At 74.1% G+C, this 18,410-nt stretch carries 17 protein-coding genes; 11 read left to right on the forward strand and 6 right to left on the reverse strand.

Annotated elements, in window-relative coordinates; translation table 11 throughout:
- Nucleotides 1–24 precede the first annotated feature (24 nt).
- A complete protein-coding gene (locus JKP76_RS11370) occupies nt 25–450 on the reverse strand; it encodes an ATP-binding protein (RefSeq protein ID WP_200490924.1) in 426 nt (141 codons plus the stop codon).
- Between the two features lie 69 nt (nt 451–519).
- On the opposite strand from JKP76_RS11370, the gene JKP76_RS11375 reads away from it, so the two are divergent.
- From JKP76_RS11375 to JKP76_RS11390, 4 genes are all read left to right on the forward strand, one after another.
- Nucleotides 520–882: an STAS domain-containing protein gene (locus JKP76_RS11375; protein ID WP_200490925.1), complete on the forward strand. Its 363-nt coding sequence runs from the start codon at nt 520–522 to the stop codon at nt 880–882.
- Nucleotides 879–1,484, forward strand: a complete 606-nt coding sequence (locus JKP76_RS11380; RefSeq protein WP_200490926.1) for a hypothetical protein — start codon at nt 879–881, stop codon at nt 1,482–1,484. Before JKP76_RS11375 ends, JKP76_RS11380 begins: the two co-directional genes overlap by 4 nt.
- 13 nt (nt 1,485–1,497) lie before the next feature.
- A complete protein-coding gene (locus JKP76_RS11385) occupies nt 1,498–3,069 on the forward strand; it encodes a SpoIIE family protein phosphatase (protein ID WP_200490927.1) in 1,572 nt (523 codons plus the stop codon).
- A 113-nt stretch (nt 3,070–3,182) separates the two neighbouring features.
- Nucleotides 3,183–4,247, forward strand: coding sequence for a DUF3048 domain-containing protein (locus tag JKP76_RS11390; protein ID WP_242471269.1), 1,065 nt, complete (start codon nt 3,183–3,185; stop codon nt 4,245–4,247).
- A gap of 106 nt (nt 4,248–4,353) precedes the next feature.
- Here the strand turns inward: JKP76_RS11390 and JKP76_RS11395 are convergent, their stop codons facing one another.
- From JKP76_RS11395 to JKP76_RS11400, 3 genes are all read right to left on the reverse strand, one after another.
- On the reverse strand, nt 4,354–5,517 hold the full coding sequence (locus JKP76_RS11395) for an RtcB family protein (protein WP_200490928.1): 1,164 nt from the start codon (nt 5,515–5,517) through the stop codon (nt 4,354–4,356).
- 158 nt (nt 5,518–5,675) lie between these two features.
- Nucleotides 5,676–7,562, reverse strand: coding sequence for an AAA domain-containing protein (locus JKP76_RS20925; RefSeq protein ID WP_242471840.1), 1,887 nt, complete (start codon nt 7,560–7,562; stop codon nt 5,676–5,678).
- Between the two features lie 10 nt (nt 7,563–7,572).
- On the reverse strand, nt 7,573–11,643 hold the full coding sequence (locus JKP76_RS11400) for a DUF4011 domain-containing protein (RefSeq protein WP_242471270.1): 4,071 nt from the start codon (nt 11,641–11,643) through the stop codon (nt 7,573–7,575).
- Nucleotides 11,644–11,826: 183 nt separating this feature from the next.
- On the opposite strand from JKP76_RS11400, the gene JKP76_RS11405 reads away from it, so the two are divergent.
- Nucleotides 11,827–12,285: a DUF1707 domain-containing protein gene (locus JKP76_RS11405; protein ID WP_200490929.1), complete on the forward strand. Its 459-nt coding sequence runs from the start codon at nt 11,827–11,829 to the stop codon at nt 12,283–12,285.
- A gap of 9 nt (nt 12,286–12,294) precedes the next feature.
- Here JKP76_RS11405 and JKP76_RS11410 read toward each other — a convergent pair whose 3' ends face one another.
- Nucleotides 12,295–12,918 (reverse strand): maleylpyruvate isomerase family mycothiol-dependent enzyme, encoded by a 624-nt coding sequence (locus JKP76_RS11410; RefSeq protein WP_200490930.1) that lies wholly within the window; start codon nt 12,916–12,918, stop codon nt 12,295–12,297.
- Between the two features lie 70 nt (nt 12,919–12,988).
- A complete protein-coding gene (locus tag JKP76_RS11415) occupies nt 12,989–13,321 on the reverse strand; it encodes a DUF2695 domain-containing protein (protein WP_200490931.1) in 333 nt (110 codons plus the stop codon).
- 136 nt (nt 13,322–13,457) lie between these two features.
- On the opposite strand from JKP76_RS11415, the gene JKP76_RS11420 reads away from it, so the two are divergent.
- The 6 genes from JKP76_RS11420 to JKP76_RS11445 all read left to right on the forward strand — a co-directional run bounded on the left by JKP76_RS11420 (nt 13,458) and on the right by JKP76_RS11445 (nt 18,386).
- A complete protein-coding gene (locus JKP76_RS11420; RefSeq protein ID WP_309232921.1) occupies nt 13,458–14,708 on the forward strand; it encodes a DUF222 domain-containing protein in 1,251 nt (416 codons plus the stop codon).
- A 188-nt stretch (nt 14,709–14,896) separates the two neighbouring features.
- Nucleotides 14,897–15,760, forward strand: coding sequence for an enoyl-CoA hydratase/isomerase family protein (locus JKP76_RS11425; RefSeq protein ID WP_309232922.1), 864 nt, complete (start codon nt 14,897–14,899; stop codon nt 15,758–15,760).
- A gap of 11 nt (nt 15,761–15,771) precedes the next feature.
- Nucleotides 15,772–16,392: a DUF4234 domain-containing protein gene (locus JKP76_RS11430; protein WP_242471272.1), complete on the forward strand. Its 621-nt coding sequence runs from the start codon at nt 15,772–15,774 to the stop codon at nt 16,390–16,392.
- Between the two features lie 22 nt (nt 16,393–16,414).
- The gene (locus JKP76_RS11435; protein WP_200490932.1) at nt 16,415–16,891 is read left to right on the forward strand and encodes an NUDIX domain-containing protein; all 477 of its coding nucleotides are present in this window, start codon (nt 16,415–16,417) and stop codon (nt 16,889–16,891) included.
- Nucleotides 16,892–17,033: 142 nt separating this feature from the next.
- Nucleotides 17,034–17,237 carry a hypothetical protein gene (locus JKP76_RS11440; RefSeq protein WP_200490933.1) on the forward strand — a complete coding sequence of 68 codons (204 nt, stop codon included), beginning with the start codon at nt 17,034–17,036 and terminating at the stop codon, nt 17,235–17,237.
- 177 nt (nt 17,238–17,414) lie between these two features.
- Entirely contained in the window at nt 17,415–18,386 is a 972-nt protein-coding gene (locus JKP76_RS11445) for a ferritin-like domain-containing protein (RefSeq protein ID WP_200490934.1), read from the forward strand.
- The last annotated feature ends 24 nt before the right edge of the window (nt 18,387–18,410 follow it).

The raw sequence follows: 18,410 nt of genomic DNA on the forward strand, positions 1-18,410 counted from the left end.
TCCACCGGTGCGCAGGGGTCGGGATCAGGGCTGGAGCAGTCGCAGGGTGGGCTCGGTGCGCAGCCGCTTGATCAGCTCCACGCGGTGCCGACCGTCGTCGGACCGGACGAACTCGAGCTTGTCGACCAGCGCCTGCATGAGGACCAGACCGCGGCCGGTGTCCAGCGGCGACCCCTCGGCCGCCGTCGCCTGCTCGAAGTCGAAGCCCTGGCCGTCGTCGAGCACGCTGACCCGGCACGTGTCGTCGGTGATGGCGACGTCGACCTGGTACTCCTCGTGCTCCCCGGCGTGCTGCACGACGTTCGCGCACGCCTCGGTGAGGGCGAGCACGACCTCCTCGATCGTCGACCTCGCGACGTCCAGGTGCTCGAGCGCCTGGCGCAGCAGCCCGCGCATCAGGGGCAGGCTGCGCGCATCGCGCGGCAGCCGGACGCTGAACGAGATGTCCATGGCAGGTCTGTCCCCTCGGCACCGATGTCCTACGCTCGACGGAACGACGAGATGAGAGGGGGCGGTGCAGTGCTGTTCGACGTGGAACCGGCGACCGTGGCCGGCCGTCCCGCCCTCACCGTACGTGGTGAGCTCGACCTGTCGACCGCCCCGCGCCTGGAGGCCGCCGCGGACGAGTCGATGGTCCGCTCGCCCGAGTTCGTCATCGACCTCACCCACACCACGTTCCTGGACTCCTCCGGTGCCCGCACGCTGCTCGGCATCGCCCGCAAGGCCGGCACGGCCGGCGTCCGGCTGCACGTGGTGGCCCCCCGGTCGAACGGGCCCGTGCGGCTCACCATCGACCTGCTCGACCTCGGCGCCTACGTGCCGCTGGTCAGCTCGCCCGGCGAGATCCGCGCGACCATCGCCGACCGCGACGCCGGAGCGTGACCGCCGGTCGGGTCGACGACGAGGCGCTCGCGCGCTGTGCAGACGAGCCGATCGCCGTCCCCGGCGCGGTCCAGCCGCACGGGGTGCTGCTCGGCGTCCGTGAGCCCGACCTCGGCGTCGTCGTCGCCTCGGCGAACGCCGCGGAGCTGTTCGGTCGGACGCCGGCCGGCCTCGCCGACGTGCTGGACGACGAGGCGCTCGCGACCCTGCGGACGGGGCTGGCCGGTGACCTCGCCGAGGTGAACCCGCTGCGCATGACCGTCGCCGGTACGGAGGTCGACCTCGTCCTGCACCGGGCGGACGGGCTGCTGATCACCGAGTGGGAGCCCGTGGCCGGCGCAGAGCAGGCCGGTGCCGCCTGGCACCGGCGGCTGCCCGGTGTGCTCCAGCGGCTGGCGGCGTCGACCACGCTCGAGCAGCTCAGCGCGACGCTGGCGCGCGACGTCCGCACGGTCACCGGGTTCGACCGGGTGATGGTCTACCGCTTCGACCCGGAGTGGAACGGCGAGGTGATCGCCGAGGCCCGCCGGGACGACCTCGAGCCGTTCCTCGGGCTGCGCTTCCCGGCCAGCGACATCCCTGCCCAGGCCCGGGAGCTCTAACACGACCAACTGGATGCGGCTGATCCCCGACGCCGGCTACGCGCGGGTGCCGCTGGAGCCGGCCGTCGTCCCCGGCACCGGGCGCCCGCTGGACCTGTCGGGCGCCATGCTGCGCAGCGTCTCGCCGGTGCACCTGGAGTACCTGGCCAACATGGGCGTGGTCTCGTCGATGTCGGTCTCGCTCATCGACCGCGGCCGGCTGTGGGGGCTCATCTCCTGCCACCACTACGCCGGCCCGCACCGCCCGTCCTACGCCGACCGCACCGCCGCGGAGTTCCTCGGCCGCACCGCCTCGCTGCTGCTGCGCACCGTGGTCGCCGAGAGCGAGCTGGACGGCATCGTCGACGTCGCCGAGCGCGCCGCCGAGCTCTCCGCCGCCGTCGGCCGGACGCCGCGCGCGCTCGGGGCTGCGCTCACCGAGCAGGACGTGACCGTCCTGGACCTGCTGCCCGCCGCCGGTGCCGCGGTGCGACTGGGCGGTCAGCTCCGGCTCCTGGGGACGACGCCGCCCGCCGAGCGGGTGCCCGGGATCGTGGCGGCGCTGCTGGCCGCCGGCGCGACCGCCACCGACGCGGCCTCGTCACTGGTGCCGGACGCCGCCGACCTCGTCGACACCGCCAGCGGGGTGCTCGCCGTCCCGGTCGGGCCGGGCGACTTCCTGGCCTGGTTCCGGCCGGAGACGCTGCGCGAGGTGACCTGGGGCGGCAACCCCTACGAGTCCAAGGTCGCGCAGACCGACGACGGCCCGCGGCTGAGCCCGCGCCGCTCGTTCGACGCGTGGAGCGAGATCGTCCGCGGCACGTCGCGGCCGTGGCGCGAGCACGAGGTGGCCGCCGCCCGAGCCCTGGCCGGGCACCTCGCCGCCGCCACGCTGAACCGGTCCGAGGAGGACAACCGGCTGGCCGGGGCGCTGCAGCGCACGCTCCTGCTCGAGGAGCTGCCGAAGGTGCCCGGGGTGGCGATGGCCGCCCGGTACGTGCCCAGCGCGGAGGACGTCGTCGGCGGCGACTGGTACGACCTGGTGCCGCTGCCCGGCGGGACGCTCGCCGTCGTCCTCGGGGACGTCGCGGGGCACGGCCTGGCCGCCGCGTCGGTGACCGCGCAGCTGCGGCACGCGCTGCGGGCGCACCTGCTGCGCGCGGCCGGTCCGGCAGCGGCCCTGGCGATGATCAACGAGGTGACGAGCGCGCTGCTGCCCGGCGAGATGGCGACCGTGGTGGTCGCCCAGCTCGATCCGGGGACCGGCGAGGTCGTGGTCGCCAGCGCCGGGCACCTGCCGGTGCTGCACGCGCACGAGGGCGGCGCCGAGTACGTGATGGGCGGTCGCGGGCCGGCGCTCGGGGTGCTGGACGCGCCGACCTACGCCGAGGCCCGGCTGAGGCTGGTCGGCGACGACCGGCTGGTGCTGTTCAGCGACGGCCTGGTCGAGCGGGGCCGCGGTGGGCTGCAGAGCGGGCTCGATGCGCTGCGCCAGGCGGTGGCCGGCGGTCCGGCGGCGCCGGAGCAGCTGCTCGAGTCGGTGCTCGGCGCGCTGGCCCCGCCGGGGACCGACGACGTCACGGTGCTGGCCCTCTCCCGCACCTGAGCCTCAGCCGTCACATGCGGTGTGGCGTCACGCTCGGTCATGGTCTCTGCGCCCTATCGTGACGCGGAGCCCGTTCGGCGGGCGGTCCGCACCGCACGCAGGAGCTCGCCCTCATGTCCCACCGGACGCCTTCCCGCCGCTCCCTCGGCCGCACGGCCGGAGCCCTCGCGCTGATCGGTGCGCTCGCACTGCCGCTGGCCGGCTGCGGCTCCGACGGGCTGTCGCCGGTCGGCTCGACCAGCTCCGCGGTCCCCGACGCGCCACCCGCACCCGTTCTGGTGCCGTGGCCGCTGACCGGGGTGATGGCCGAGGCGCCGCCGCAGCGCCCGGCGCTCGCGGTGAAGATCGAGAACTCGCCCGCCGCGCGGCCGCAGACCGGTCTGGGCAGCGCCGACGTGGTGTGGGAGGAGGTCGTCGAGGGCGGCATCACCCGCTTCGTCGCCGTCTACCACTCGCACGTGCCGCCGGAGATCGGGCCGATCCGCTCGGTGCGCCCGATGGACGCCGCGATCGCCGGCCCGCTGCGCGGCCTGTTCGCCTTCTCCGGTGGTGGCCCGGACTTCGTGCGGGCGATCGGCGACACCGGGTCGCAGTTGCTCAGCCAGGACGCCGGCGCCGACGGCTTCTTCCGGGTGACCACCCGGTCCGCGCCGCACAACGTGCACGCCGACCCGGCGCGGTTCCTGGCCCAGGCCGACGCCGCCCACCTGGCGCCGCCGTCGCCCGAGTTCTCCTTCGCGCCGGACGGCCAGCCGTCCACCGCGGCCGCGCTGGGGACGCCGACCACGCGGGTGCAGCTCAAGCTCGGCAGCGGACGCCCGAGCTGGGCGTGGAGCGTGCCGGACGAGGGCTGGATGCGGGCCGAGGGCGACACACCCGCGACCGGGTCGGACGGCGCGCAGCTCGCCGCCAAGAACGTCGTGGTGCTGCGCGTCGACGTCGTCAACACCGCGTTCCGCGACCCGGCCGGCAACCCGGTCCCCGAGACCCGCATGGTCGGCGGCGGCGAGGCGCTCATCGCCAGCGGCGGCAGCACCATCGCCGCGAGCTGGTCGAAGGCGTCGGAGACCGCGCCGGTCGTCCTGACCGGCCCCGGCGGCGCGCCCGTGCTGCTCGCGCCCGGGAACACCTGGGTCGAGCTCGTGCCTGCCGGGACGGGCAGGGTCACCCTGGGTTGAGCCGCGGTCTGCGCATCACCCGCATACGTCAGAGGGTGGTCATCCCCGCGGGGATGACCACCCTCGTGCGTCCGAGCGCGGTCTGCGCATGGTGCCGGCCCGGTGCTCAGTCGCCCTTCACGTTCACGATCTGGCGCAGCGTGTGCCGCACCTCCACCAGGTCGGCGGCGTCGGCCATGACCTGGTCGATCGGCTTGTACGCGTCCGGGTGCTCGTCGAGGAACGCGTCCGAGCGCCCCCAGGCGATGCCCGCCATCCGTGCGTCCAGGTCCGCCCGCGTGAACCGCTTCCGCGCCGCCGAGCGGGAGAAGTTCCGGCCCGCGCCGTGCGGTGAGGACATCAGCGACGGGACGTTCCCCTTGCCCACGACCACGTAGGACGCCGCGCCCATCGACCCGGGGATCAGGCCGAGCTGACCCTCCCGCGCCGAGATCGCGCCCTTCCGCGACAGCCACACCTCGCGCCCGTAGTGCGTCTCGCGCTCGGTGTAGTTGTGGTGGCAGTTGACCGTCTCGTACCGCTCGACCTCGGTGCCCAGGAACCGGCCCAGCTGGTCGACGCAGCGGTCCATCATCTCCTCGCGGTTGAGGTAGGCGAACCGCTGCGCCCAGCGCAGCGCCTCGATGTACCGGTCGAACTCCGGCTCGCCCTCCACCAGGTACGCGAGGTCGCGGTCGGGCAGCTGGATGTGCCGCTTCGCGCACTGCTCCCGGGCGACCTTGATGTGCTTCTGCGCCAGCCGGTTGCCGACACCCCGCGAGCCCGAGTGCAGGAACAGCCACACCCGGTCCTGCTCGTCGAGGGACAGTTCGATGAAGTGGTTGCCGCTGCCCAGCGTGCCGAGCTGCTGCGGCCACTGCCGCGCCTCGGCGTCGGCCTGCCCGGCACCGGGGGTGTCCCGCAGCTCGGCGATCCGCGGCTCGGCGCTGGCCCGGATCTTCGCGTTCCGGCCACCCGCCGACAGCGGGACCGAGCGCGAGATCTGCTGGTGCAGCACGTCCAGCGGTCGGCCGGCGACGTCGTCCGCGGTGAACTGGGTGCGGACGGCGATCATCCCGCAGCCGATGTCCACGCCGACCGCCGCCGGGATGATCGCGCCGTCGGTCGGGATGACCGAGCCGACGGTCGCGCCCATGCCCAGGTGGGCGTCGGGCATGAGGGCCAGGTGCGGGTGGATGAACGGCATCTGCGCGGTGCGCTCCGCCTGCTCGCGGGTGGTGTCCTCCAGGATCGACGCCCAGTTGAGCAGGCGTGCGTTGATCTTCTCCATCGTCCTTTCGATTCGCTCCGTGTGCGGTCAGGGGTGCTGCGCAGCCGGTGCAGTCAACACGTGCACGCGGAGCGGCGCAGCCCTATTACCCGGGAGCGACCGGACCCTGCGCTTCCGCCGAGAAGCAGCCTGCTCGTCCGCTGAAGAGCGGAAAAGAGTCAGTGGGTGAGCAGGCCGTTGGGCTGCTCGGTGATCCGGCCGCGGTCGAGGGCGGTGGCGAGCGCCCCCTCGAGCACCGCGGTGACCGCGGCCGAGCGGCGCTTGTGCCCGAAGACGGCGGCGGTCTGGGTGAACAGCTCGTCCCGCCGCATGCCGGCGGCGGCGCGGCAGAGCGCGCGCATCGCGTTGGCGATCTCCTCCGACGCCACCTGGTCGATGGGCCGGTCGGTGCTGGAGACCTGGCGGCGGAAGCCCTCGTAGCTCTCCGGCGTGACGCCCTCGGGCCACAGGTGCTCGCCCTGCACCGCCGACGGGGGCAGCAGCGAGAGCAGCGCCGACTTGCGCGACTCGGTCGCCCGGGTGAGCCCGAACGCCCCGACGGTGAGCTTCGCCAGCCGGTCGACGTGGATCGGGCCCTCGGCCTTGATACCGGCGGTCAGCACCCGGCGCACCGCCCGCGCCGCCTTGGACGCGGGTAGCTCGTCGAGCACGGTCTTCTCGCCGGCGACCTTCGGGATCCACGGCACGAACGGGGTCTCGCCGTCCATCGGCACCGGCCCGGCGGGCTTGCGGACCGCGGCCGGCTTGGCGGCGGGCTTCGCCGGCGCGGTCGTCGCGGGCAGCGCCACCGACGCGGTCACCGACGAGCGCAGCGCGGCCACGCCCTTGAACGACTCGAGCGCCGCCGTCGGCAGGGGGATGGGGGCGGGCAGCACCGGGGCCGACGGCACGGCGTCGACGGCCTCGACCAGCCGGTCGACCACCACGGAGGGGTCGCGCAGCCAGGACGGCAGCCACACCCGCTCCACCACGGGCCAGCGCAGCAGCTCGCCGAGCACCTCGATCGGCAGCCCGTCGCGGTCACCGACCGTGCCGCGGCGCGCCCACGACGGGCCGTCCAGCAGCACCGCGGCCACCGGGGTCTCCGGGTCGACAGGTCGGGAGATCGACAGGTCGACACGGAACTCCGAGAGCCCGACGTCGGTGCGCACCACCAGCCCGCGCCCGCGCAGCGCGTCGGCGATCTCCTCCCGGTGCCGGTCGATTACGGCGACCGACCGGGGCGAGCGTGGCAGCACGTCGGTGCCCCGCTCGGCCATGTCCAGGTACGCGCGCAGGTGCTTGATGCCGACCGAGCTGGTCTCCTCGGCCCGCAGCTGCTCCGGGTCGAAGGACAAGAAGACGACGACCTGCCGGCGGGCGCGGGTGATGGCCACGTTGAGCCGCCGCTCGCCGCCGCTGCGGTTGAGCGGGCCGAAGTTCAGCGGCAGCGTGCCGTCGGCGGTGGGGGAGAAGCCGGTGGAGAAGAAGACGACGTCGCGCTCGTCGCCCTGCACGTTCTCCAGGTTCTTGACGAACAGGCCCTCGCCGTCGGTGCGGTCCAGCGCCGCGGCCAGCCGCTCGTCGTCGGCGTCGCGCAGCAGCGACTCGATGTAGGAGCGCTGCTGGGCGTTGAAGGTGACGACGCCGATCGAGGGCACCGCGTCGACGCCCTCCCACTTGGGCACCGCGTCGAACCGGCGGCGGATCTCGGCGACGATCGCCTTGGCCTCGATCGGGTTGGTGCGCAGCAGCCGGCCGGCGCCCGAGCGGTGGAAGGTGCCCGGCACCCGCACCAGCGAGACGCCGCGGCCGTCCGGCTCGGCCGACGCCCGGCCGTGGGTGGGCGCCGGGAACGACGACAGCCGGTTCTCGTAGTACTGCGCGTTGGAGAACGCGATCAGCGACTCGTCCTGGCTGCGGTAGTGCCACGACAGCCAGTGCCGCGGCACCCGCGCCTGCACGCACTCGCTGAGGATCGACTCCTCGTCCTCGACCGCGGTCTCCACCTCGACGACGTCGTCGGCGACCGAGGCGGTCGGCTCGAGGAAGAACGTCGGCGGCATCTGCTTGGAGTCACCGACGACGACGGCGGCCTTCGCCCGCCCCAGGGCCCCGACGGCGTCGGCCACCCGGATCTGCGAGGCCTCGTCGAAGACCACCAGGTCGAACTGCGCCGCGGCGGCCGGGAAGAAACGGGCCACCGAGTCCGGCGAGACCAGCACGCACGGCATGACCGCGGTGATCAGGTCGCCGTACTGGGCGAGCAGCTGCCGCACGCCCAGCCCGCGGCGCTGCTTGGCCAGCTCGCGCTGGAGCGCACCGACCTGGCCGGCGCCCGCCGCGGCGTCGAAGGGGCGGGTGGCCAGCACCGAGGCCGGCAGCGCGGAGGTGAGGTGCTCGCGCACAGCCCGCGAGGCGGCGGTGAAGCGGTCGATCGCCTTCTCGTGCACGCCCTCGTCGAACAGGTCCAGCCCGGTCGCGTCCAGCCGCTCGGTCACCGAGGCCGCGGCCAGCCCCCGGTCCAGCGCGCGGACGGCGTCGTCGGCCGTGATCGCGCCCGTGACCAGCAGCCGCCGCGCGTCGAACAGGCCGGCGTAGCGCAGCGGCTCGAGGGTGTCGAGGAAGGTGACCCATCGGCGCAGCGACATGAGCACCGAGCCGGCGCCGCCGGGCCCCGACGGAGCGGCGGAGCCGCGCTCGGGCCGGGTCATCGACCAGCGCAGCGTGAACCCGTCGTCGCCGGCCCAGGCGGCGAGTTGGTCGGCGCTCGCACCGCCGACGTGCAGCAGCGCGGTCACCGCGTCGTGCAGGCGGTGCACCGCCGACGCCGTCTCGGCGCCGACCGGGGTGCCGGCCACGATCAGCTTGCGCAGCTGCACGTGGAAGGTGGACGAGCCGTCGACGGCCTGCCCGGCGCGGCGCAGCCAGGCCACCTGGCGCTCGACCAGCTGCGGGTCGACGAACGGGTTCCAGCCCTCGGGCAGCGTCATCCCCGGCAGCGCGGCGACCCGGCCGGCGATCTGCTGCACGGCGGTCTGCACCCGCCACAGGTTCTCGACCAGCGCCGGGACGTCCTTCGGCTTGACCTTGGCGTCGGGCCGCAGGTGCGGGGCGAGCCGGTCGCGCACCGCGATCAGCCGCCGCCGGCGTCCCCACCAGGACGACGCCGCCGCCGTCTGCGCGGCCACGTAGATGTCGGCCAGCGGCAGGCCGAGCACCTCGGGCTCGACCAGCTCCATGCCCGGGTGCCGGAAGGCGAGGAACGCCGCGACCTCGCCCAGCACCGCGCCGGTCGCCGTCGTCCAGCGGTGGGAGAAGGTCTCGTCGAGGACGTCCAGGCCGACGGCCGGGCCGCCGAGCAGGTGGGCGAGCGCGGCGAAGTCCTCCGGCGTGCGGGCGTGCCGCAGCACCTGGGTCAGCGCGGGCAGCCCGGCGACGCCGCGCACCGCCTCGTCGACCTCGGCGGCCGCGGCCTGGGCGGCCAGGGAGGTCGATGGACGGCGAGTCGACGAACGCCCACGGGTGGCGCGGCGAGGGCCGGGTGAGGTCGGCGATCTCGGGCAGCAGAGCCAGCGCGCGCCGCACCTGGGTGAGCACCTCGGCCGGCGCGTTCGCGACGAACGGCAGCGGGATCGGCAGCGGCTGCACGTCGGTGCCGGCGGTGAGCTCCGCGGTGCGTGCCGTGTACAGCGACAGCCCGGCGGCGTTCTCGGTGTGCAGCCGGTCGGCGTAGCGGGCCAGCAGCCGGCGGGCCGAGCGCAGGTTCTCCGAGTCGGCGGCCAGCCCCTGCTCGTCGACGGAGACTGCGTGCTCCAGGGCCAGCCGGATCTGCGCCCGCACCATCGAGGCGCGGCTGCCCTTGTCGTGCAGGTCGAGGGCGAACATGCCCATGCCGACGGCGTCCAGCCGGCGGGCGACCACGTCGAGCGCGGCCCGCTTCTCGGCGACGAACAGCACCCGCTTGCCCTGGGCGACGGCGCGGGTCAGCAGGTTGGTGATGGTCTGCGACTTCCCGGTGCCGGGCGGGCCCTCGAGCACGAAGGTGCGGCCGGCGTCGGCCTCCGCGATGGCGCGCAGCTGCGAGGAGTCGGCGGCGACCGGCAGCCCTGCGGCGAGGTCGTCCAGGTCGGTGTACGCGCCGCTCTCCAGCGCCGGGTCGGTGAACGGCTCGGTCGGCTCGTGCACGAGGTGGGCGACCAGTGGGTTCTCCGCGAAGTCGGCCCAGTGCTCGTCGAGGTCCTTCCAGAGCCGGTACTTCGCGAACTGGAGGACGGCGAGGTCCGCCGTCGCCTCCACCCGGTAGGGCAGCCCGTGACCGACCAGCGCGACCCGCAAGGCCTCGAGCGCGGCCTCGACGTCCATGGTGCCGTCGGCGGTCTCGGTCAGCGTCGGGACGGTGAGCCCGTGCAGCTGGCGCAGCTTCTCCAGCAGGCAGTAGTTGGGGGCGGTGCTGCCGGTCTCGTCGAGCGCCAGCCGGTAGGAGCCGGTGCGGCTGAGCGGCGTGAGCGTCACCGGGATGAGGACCAGCGGGGAACGCAGCGGCCGGCCGTCGAGCTCCCAGGCCAGCGAGCCCAGCGCCAGGTACAGGTTGTTGGCGCCGGTCTCCTCCTGCACCGTCTTCGCGCGGTAGGCCAGGTTGCGCAGCCGCGGCAGGTAGCCGCCGGTGGTGACGTCGGCGTGCACCTCGCGGCGCTCGACCAGGAGGTCGGCCAGCTGCGCGGTCGGCAGGTCGCCGGCGTCGGCCAGGCCGCGCTCGGTCTGCACGGCGGCCAGCTTGTCGCCGGGGAGCAGGGTGATCGGGGTGCCGTCGTGGACGAACCGCTCGAGCACCGGCAGCGCGGACGGGGGGACGGTGAGCGCCAGCCCGGTCCGCTCGGTGTAGTTGATCAGCCGGTTGCGCAGGCTGAGGTCGAGCAGGGCGTTCTTCCACTGCTGCACGCGCGCGGGCGCGTCCGGCTTCGGTGCGGACGCCGTCGCCGTCGTCCCCTCGGGCGGCGCGGGAGCGCTGTGCACCGCGGCCCGGTACTCGACGATCTGCAGCACGCCGGCCTCGTCACGGGCGCGGGCCGGCAGCGGGACGATGCCGTCGCGGCGGGCGCGGTGCACGTCGGTCACGCCGACGATGCGGTCGAGCTCGCCGGTCAGCCAGCCGTCGTAGGCCGGGTGGTGCAGGTCGGTGCCGACCTCGCCCATGCTCGTGAGCAGCGTGGTCTCGACCAGGCCGATCAGCCCGAGGTCGACCAGGTTGACCAGGCCCGCGGGGTCGGTGGTGGCGGCGGACTCCGCACTCCGCTCCTCGCGCCAGTAGCCGAGGAAGGCGTGTGCTCCCCCCTCCCTCCCGCCGATCCCCTCGGCCAGCCAGAGCAGCGGCCGGATGCCGGCCTGCTCCAGGGCGGCGGCGAGGAGGACGACGGTGTCGAGCGGGGTGCCGACCTTCCAGGTCAGGACGTCGCCCGGGGTGCGGACCTGCTGACCGACGTCGGACCAGGTGGCCGGCGGCTCGCTGTAGCGCAGGCCGCGGGCCCGGAGCGTCTCGGCGATGGCGGTGACCACCTCGTCGACCCGCTCGGCGGTGGCGGCGTAGCCGACGAGAGCCCCGCTGCCGGTGGTGCTCTCCAGCCGGTCGACGGCCTCGGCGACGAGCGCGGTCACCGCCGGGTGGTTGGGCGTGACGTGCGCGGCGAGCATCTCCAGCGCGAGCGGCAGGGGAGAGGCCAGCCACTGGTTGGCGGCGAGCACTTGGACGGAGCGGGACGCCTCGCCGGCGAGGACCGGCCCGCCCTCGGCGACGTCGTCGACCCACACCTCGACGTCGATGACGCCCGGGCGCTGCTCCTCGACCTGCAGCATCGCGGCCGGGTCCATGACGAGGCCGACGTCGGTGAGGACGGTGGAGCGCCCCGCGTCGAGGTCGGCCAGCAACTCGACCGGGCGGGCGATCGGGCCTTCGGCGTCGCGGACCGACAGCCGGACGGTCGCGCCGCGGACGGTGCTCTCCGACGTGAGCGCGAGCCGGGGGACGACCGGGATGCCGTTGTGCGCGAGCGCGTAGCTCAGCACCGGCGTGGAGGTGATCTCGATGGAGACGGCCGTCGTCCGCGGCGCCACGGCGTCGCGGAGGTCGGACTCGGCAGTGCTCTCCATGTCACCTGTCTACCGGGTAGGACGGAATGGTCCCTTCATGCTCCCCGACGGGTGGGGCAGGTGTGACACCTGCGTCGAGAAGCCGGTGGGGATCACAGGACGGGCGGGTCCGGCGGGCCGCGTCGTTCCGCCGGGGAGGGCCCCGGTGCGACGATGCTCGGACGTTCCGCAACCGGAGGTGCCATGACCCACGCACCCGATGTGCGGGCGGGGGACGCCGACCGGCAGGCGGCGGCCGACCGCCTGCGCGCCGCCCACGACGAGGGCCGGTTGGACCTGGACGAGTACGACCGCCGGCTCGCCGCGGCCTACGCAGCGGTGACCTACGGGGACCTCGCCCGGCTGTTCACCGACCTCCCGGCGCGGACCGCGTCGCCCGCGCCGGTGACCTCGGTGGCGGCCGCGGCCGGGATGGCACGGGCCGCCGGGGCCTCGGTGGTGCGCCGCCCGGCCGGGTTCCCGCTGGCGCTGAAGATCCTCTGGACCATCTGGGCGTCGGTGGTGGCCCTGAACGTGACCGTCTGGCTGCTGGTCAGCCTCGGCACCGGGCTGACGTACTTCTGGCCGATGTGGCTGGCGGTGCCGGGTGTGGCGCTCGGCGTCGGCACGGTGCTCACGATGCGGGTGCGCGGCTCGCGCTGAGGACCGTGGTCACCGCCGGGGGAGCGCCCGGCCGTCAGGGAGCGTGCGGCCGCTGAGCAGCGCGACGAGTGCGCCGCTCTCCGCCCGGACCGGCTCGCCGTCGCCCCAGCTGCGGCCGGTGTCGGTCGCCTCGAGGCGGACACCGGCGAGGTCGATGCCGAAGACCGCGCCCTCGGCGGCGGCGAGGTGGTCCAGCACGGCGGAGACGGCCTCGGCCGGTGCCACGGGCGGCCGCCCGCGCGGGATCGTCACGTCGAGCGAGTGGATGACGGCGTGGCTCAGGGCGCCGATCGCGCCACCGCCCGGCGGCTCCCAGGTGTGCAGCGCCGGGGAGCGGAGGGCGTCCTCCAGCTCGCCCGGTGGCAGCGAGGCGTCGCGGGCGGCGACGGTGTCGGAGAGCCGGTCGAAGCTCCCGCCGGCGGCCGTCATCTCGGCGCCGAACTGCTCGGCCGTGAGCCGTGCCGGCATCGTCACGTGGGCGACGACGTGCCGGGCCTGCCAGCCCGCGCAGAGGGTGGCCGCGTCCCACGCGTCATCGGGACCGGCGGCGAGCAGGTCCGCGAGGCCGGTGCAGGTCGCTGCCGTCCAGCGCTGCAGCTGCTGCTCGTCCACGTCGTTCCGGATGTCGGTCATGCACATGCCTCTCGTCCCGGGCCGATGTCGTCGGCCTCGTCCACACCCAGACGTCCGCGGCCAGGCGAAGTCATCGCCTCGTACCGGGTGCTTGCTGTCGGCGGGCGGTGAACACGTCTTCGACGTAGACGTTCATCACCACCTCGCAGTCGCAGAATCCGCCGTACTCCTCGAGCCCCTCGCGCAGGCGTTCGACGTCGATCCGGTGTGCGTGCGCCCAGGCCTCGGTGGCCCGCAGCCCGTGGTCGCAGCCCGCCGCCAGCACGGCGGCGTCGACGTGCTCGAGCAGCTGCTGGAGCTGCTCGGCGTCGAGCGGCATGCGGGAGGCGCTGGCCGCCTGCTGAGCCCGGAGGTACTCGTCCTTCAGCTGCTTCTGGTGGGCCTTCTGGTCCTTGCTCGCCATGGGGTTCTCCTGTTCGGTTGCATCGATCCGACCCGTCCGCGGGGTGCGCGTCAACCGGTGGACGATGGGCTGTGGACAACGAGCTGACCTGGGGATTCACCTGGGCTCGTGCGCCTGGCGTCGGTACTATTCGTACATGTGTTCGACCGCGTGCGGAACGCCGATGGAGTGCCTGACCGGTGCTCTCGCGGCGCTGGCCGGTGAGGAACTGAAGTCGTCGTTCGGGCCGGCGGTGCTGGAGCGCGCCACCGTGCTGGTGGGTGCGCGGAACGTGATCGATGCGGAGCTGGCCCGGACGGTGCGGGAGGGTGAGCTGACCCGGGCCTCGGAGCACGACGGCAAGGCGACGATGGCCTCCTGGCTGCGGGGGCACCACCGGTTGCCGCAGGGCGCGGCGAGCCAGCTGGTGCGCAACGGGCGGGCGTCGGAGCGGCTGCCGGTGCTCGCCGCGGCGGCCGCGGCGGGTCTCGTGCCGGCGGAGGCGGTGTCGGTGATCGCGCCGGTGGTGGCCGACGTGAACCTGGCCCGCGCCGAGGCCCAAGGCGTGGACGTGGCCGAGATCGACCGGCTGCTCACCGATGTGGCCACCAGCGCTTCGCATGCCGACCTGCGGCAGGCCGTGGGGCACTACCTGGCGCGGCTGGACCCCGACGGCACTGAGCCGGATCCGACCGAGCAGCGGTCGCTGTCGTTCGCCAAGCACACCGACGGCACGCTGTCGTTCTCCGGCACGCTCGATGCGGTGGGTGGGGAGAAGTTCCAGGCCGCGGTCGAGGCGATCCTGCAGGCCTCCCGCCCCGCCGGGGACACCCGCACCCGCGCCCAGCAGGCCGGTGATGCGCTGGTGCAGCTGTGCGACAACGCGCTGGCCTCCGGAGCGCTGCCGGTGCTGCGCGGCCACAAGCCGCACATCGGGGTGCTGATCGACCACGAGGACCTGATGGACACCAGCTCCGCCGCGGGGACCGGTGCCGGCGCGGGCCGGACCGGGTTCGGCAGCATCATTTCCGCGGCGAAGGCCCGATGGCTGGCCTGCGACGGCACCGTCACCCGCATCGTCATCGGCCCCGAAGGCCAACCGCTGGATCTGGGCCGCAGTCAACGGCTGGTTCCGCCGCACCTGCGCAGGGCGGTGGAGGTGCGCGACCAGCACTGCGTCTTCGCCGGCTGCGATGCGCCCACTTACTGGTGCGACGTGCACCATGTCGTGCACTGGGTCGACGGAGGGGACACCTCGCTGCACAACTCAGGGCTGCTCTGCGAGAGGCACCACACCAAGGTCCACCACGGGTTCCGCATCGAGCGACAACCGGACGGGCGATGGCGCACCTACCGTCCCGACGGCACCGAGATCCTCATCGGCGAACCGTTCCTCATCTCCGCCTGACCCGTCGTCCCTGCCCGACCCGGGCGCTCGGCTGCTGCCGAACGCCCGTGGTGGAACCTGCTGCGCTGGCGGTCGGGCTTACGAGCCCAGGCGTCGATCCGCGGGGTGGGGGAGACCCGGGCTGCTCGCGCGCCCTGCCGGGGAGGGCCCGGTGCGCTGCGCAGGACGCCGACCGGTACGAATGGCGCGTGAGCGAATCGAAGCGGTACGAGTCGGGCCTGGTCGTCGAGAACCGCGGGCACGTCCGCGTGCTCACCCTCGACCGGCCGGAGCGGCGCAACGCGCTCTCCACCGACGTGCAGGCCGACCTCGTCGAGGAGCTCCTCGACGCCGCGGAGGGCGGCACGGTGCGCGCTCTCGTGCTCACGGGCAACGGCCCCGCCTTCTGCGCGGGCTTCGACCTCAAGGAGATCCGCGCCCAGGACGAGCGCGGTGAGCGGTTCCGGCCGCCGATGGGCCGGCCCGGGCGGTCGATCTTCGAGGTCGTCACCGAGACGCCCATCCCCGTCGTCGCCGCGCTGCAGGGCCACGCCGTCGCCGGCGGCTTCGAGCTCGCCCTCGCCTGCGACCTCCGCGTGGCCGCGCCCGGCATCAAGCTCGGCCTCCCCGAAGCCACCATCGGCATGGGCGCCAACTTCGGCTCCGTCGTCCTGCCCAAGCGCATCCCGATGGGCATCGCGCTGGAGATGCTGCTGGTCGGCGAGTACGTCAGCAGCGAGGACGCCGAGCGCTGGGGCCTGGTCAACCGGATCGTCGACACCGACGACGTCCTGTCCGACCGCCCTCGCCCTCGCCGAGAAGATCGCCGGGAACGCCCCGATCAGCGTCCGCCGCATGAAGGAGACCGCCGTCAAGGGCGTCGAGCTCCCGCTGTGGCAGGCCCTGCGCCTCGACGTCGGCCCCAACCCCTACCTCAGCGAGGACCGCCGCGAGGGCATCGCCGCCTACCTGGAGAAGCGCCGCCCGGAGTGGCGCGGCCGCTAGGACGGCGCGCACCGGTGCGCCCCACACCGCTCCGGGTGGGTCCACACTGCGGACCTGCCCGTCGGTGAGGAGGTGCCGGATGTCCACGCCCGAGCACGAGCCGTCGTCGTCGCCCGGCCAGCCGGGCCCCGATCAGCAGGGCTACGGCCAGCAGCCCTACGGCCAGCAGCCCTACGGCCAGCAGCCCTACGGCCAGCAGCCCTACGAGCAGCAGCCCCACGGCCAGCAGCCCTACGAGCAGCAGCCCTACGGGCAGGGAGACGGGACGTACCCGGCGCAGCCGATGCCCGGCCCGCCGCCGTGGGGGCAGTACAGCCAGCCCACGGGCGCGCTGGGCACCATGCGCCCGACCGGGATGATCATCCTGCTCTTCTTCGTCACCCTGGGGGTCTGGGGCTTCGTCTACTACTTCCAGACCCACGAGGAGATGAAGCGGCACACCGGCGAGGGGCTCGGCGGCATCATCGCCCTGATCATCGCGGTGATCTTCGGGATCGTCTCGCCGTTCCTGCTCAGCAACGAGGTCGGCCGGCTCTACGAGCGCCGCGGGCAGGCCCCTCCGGTCACCGCCCTCACCGCGCTGTGGTTCTTCCCCGGCATCTTCATCCTGGTCGGCCCGTTCATCTGGTTCGTGCGCACCAACAACGCGCTCAACGAGTACTGGCGCAGCCAGGGCGTCACCCGGACCAGCCTGGTCTGACGCGGACCGGCAGGATCGCACCGTGCCGAAGACCAGCGCCGGGATCCTGCTGCACCGGCTCGGCCCCACCGGCCGGGAGGTGCTGCTCGGTCACATGGGCGGCCCGTTCTGGGCGCGCAAGGACGACGGTGCCTGGTCCCTCCCCAAGGGCGAGCACGGCCCCGACGAGGACCCGCTGGCGGTCGCGCACCGCGAGTTCGCCGAAGAACTCGGCTCGCCGGTCCCGGCCACCGACCTCGTGCCGCTGGGGCAGCACCGCGCCTCCGGGAAGGTCCTCACGATCTGGGCGGCCGAGGGCGACCTCGACGCCGCTGCCTGCACCAGCAACACCTTCGAGCTGGAGTGGCCGCCACGGTCGGGCCGGGTCCAGGAGTTCCCAGAGATCGACCGGGCCGCCTGGTTCGGCCTCGACGAGGCGCGCGCGAAGCTGGTGAAGGGTCAGTTGCCCTTCCTCGACCGCCTCCACGCGCTCCTGGAGCAGGCCCATCCCACTGGCTGAGCGGCCGTCCCGCTCCGTGGATGACGGTTGGATGACGTGTCGTCCCACCCCGCCCCGGCCGACCCAGATCGACGCCCGGGCCTGCGAGGGTTCTGCTGTTCCGTTTCCAGGACCACCGGTCCACGCCCTCGGGGAGGCATCCATGACGTGCACTCAGTGCGACGCCGTCGCGCAGCGCGGGCGGTTCTGCGTCGGCTGCGGCAAGCGCCTGCCGCCGTCCCCGCTGCCCGTGCGCCGGCCGCGCCTGGCCCCGCAGCACCTGAACGACGACGACACCCAGCCGGTGCTGCGCTTCGGCGTCACGCCGCGGACCCCGGTCGAGCTCCAGCGGGACGCGCTCGTCTGAGCCCGCGGGGTTGCGGACGCCGGGGGTGGGATGCCACTCGCGGCGTCCGCACCCGCGGAGCGGCGGCAGTGAGCGGCCTCACTGCTAGCAATCCGCTTGCTGGAGTTAGCACTCCGCGGATCCGGGGCATGGACCAGACCGTCAGGTCATCCCCGATCTACGGAGTTGTTTCTCGTCATGACCGACGCCACCAGGATCCAGAACCAGCTGCGCGCCCTCGTCCTGCTCACGCAGACCGAGGAGCAGATCGCCCGGACCCGGATCTCGCAGGCCCGGACCGACGCCGTCCGCCGCGAACTCGTCCAGAACGCCGACAACGCCGCGGCCCGCACCGTCGAGATCACCGAGGCGCTGCGCGCGGCCGGCGGCGTCCCGGACGTCGTCACCCCCGCGATCGGCCGGCTCTCCGCCGTCCTCAAGGCCACCGTCGAGCAGGCCGCCCCGCTCGAGGAGGCGCTGCTCACCGACCTGCAGCTCGAGCACCAGCTGGTCGACCGCGCCACCTACCTCAAGGTGCTGGCCGAGAAGGCCGGCGCGACCGAGGTCCGGCGGCTGGCCGAGAAGCTGGTCGACGCGCACACGGCCACCGTCGAGTGGCTGACCGTCGTCCTCGCGGAGGAGGCGCTGGGCGGCCCCGCCGCGCTGGTCGCCACCCCGCTGCAGAAGGTCGCGGGCACCGTCGCCCGGGCCGCCGGTGCGCCGGTCCGGTTCGTGCACAACACGGTCAACACCGCGCTGGACTCGGTGCAGCAGGCAGGCGAGGAGACCACCGAGCGCCTCGGCGCCGTGGCCGACCGCGCCGCCGCGCTCACCGGCGCCGTCGGCGAGACCCTCACCGTCAGCCGCGCCGCCGGCCTGCGCCGGGCCGAGCGCATCGCCCGGCGCGAGGGCGAGCCGGAGGCGGCCGCCGCGGCCCGGGCCGCCCGCGAGGAGCTCGGCGACCTGACCGCCGACGAGCTGCCGATCCCCGGCTACGACTCGATGGCGGTCGCTGACGCCGTGAAGGCGATCAAGAAGCTCACGACGCCGCACGACGTGAACGTGGTGATCCGCTACGAGGAGACCCACAAGAAGCGGTCGAACGTGGCGAGTGCCGCGCAGACCCGCCTGGCCGACCTGGCCAAGGAGGCCGTCGGCGTCTCCAGCTGATCCGCGCCGGCCGAGGGCCCGCAT

Origin of the sequence: Blastococcus sp. TML/C7B (genome assembly GCF_016612845.1) — a bacterium.
Taxonomy (GTDB): Bacteria; Actinomycetota; Actinomycetes; order Mycobacteriales; family Geodermatophilaceae; genus Blastococcus.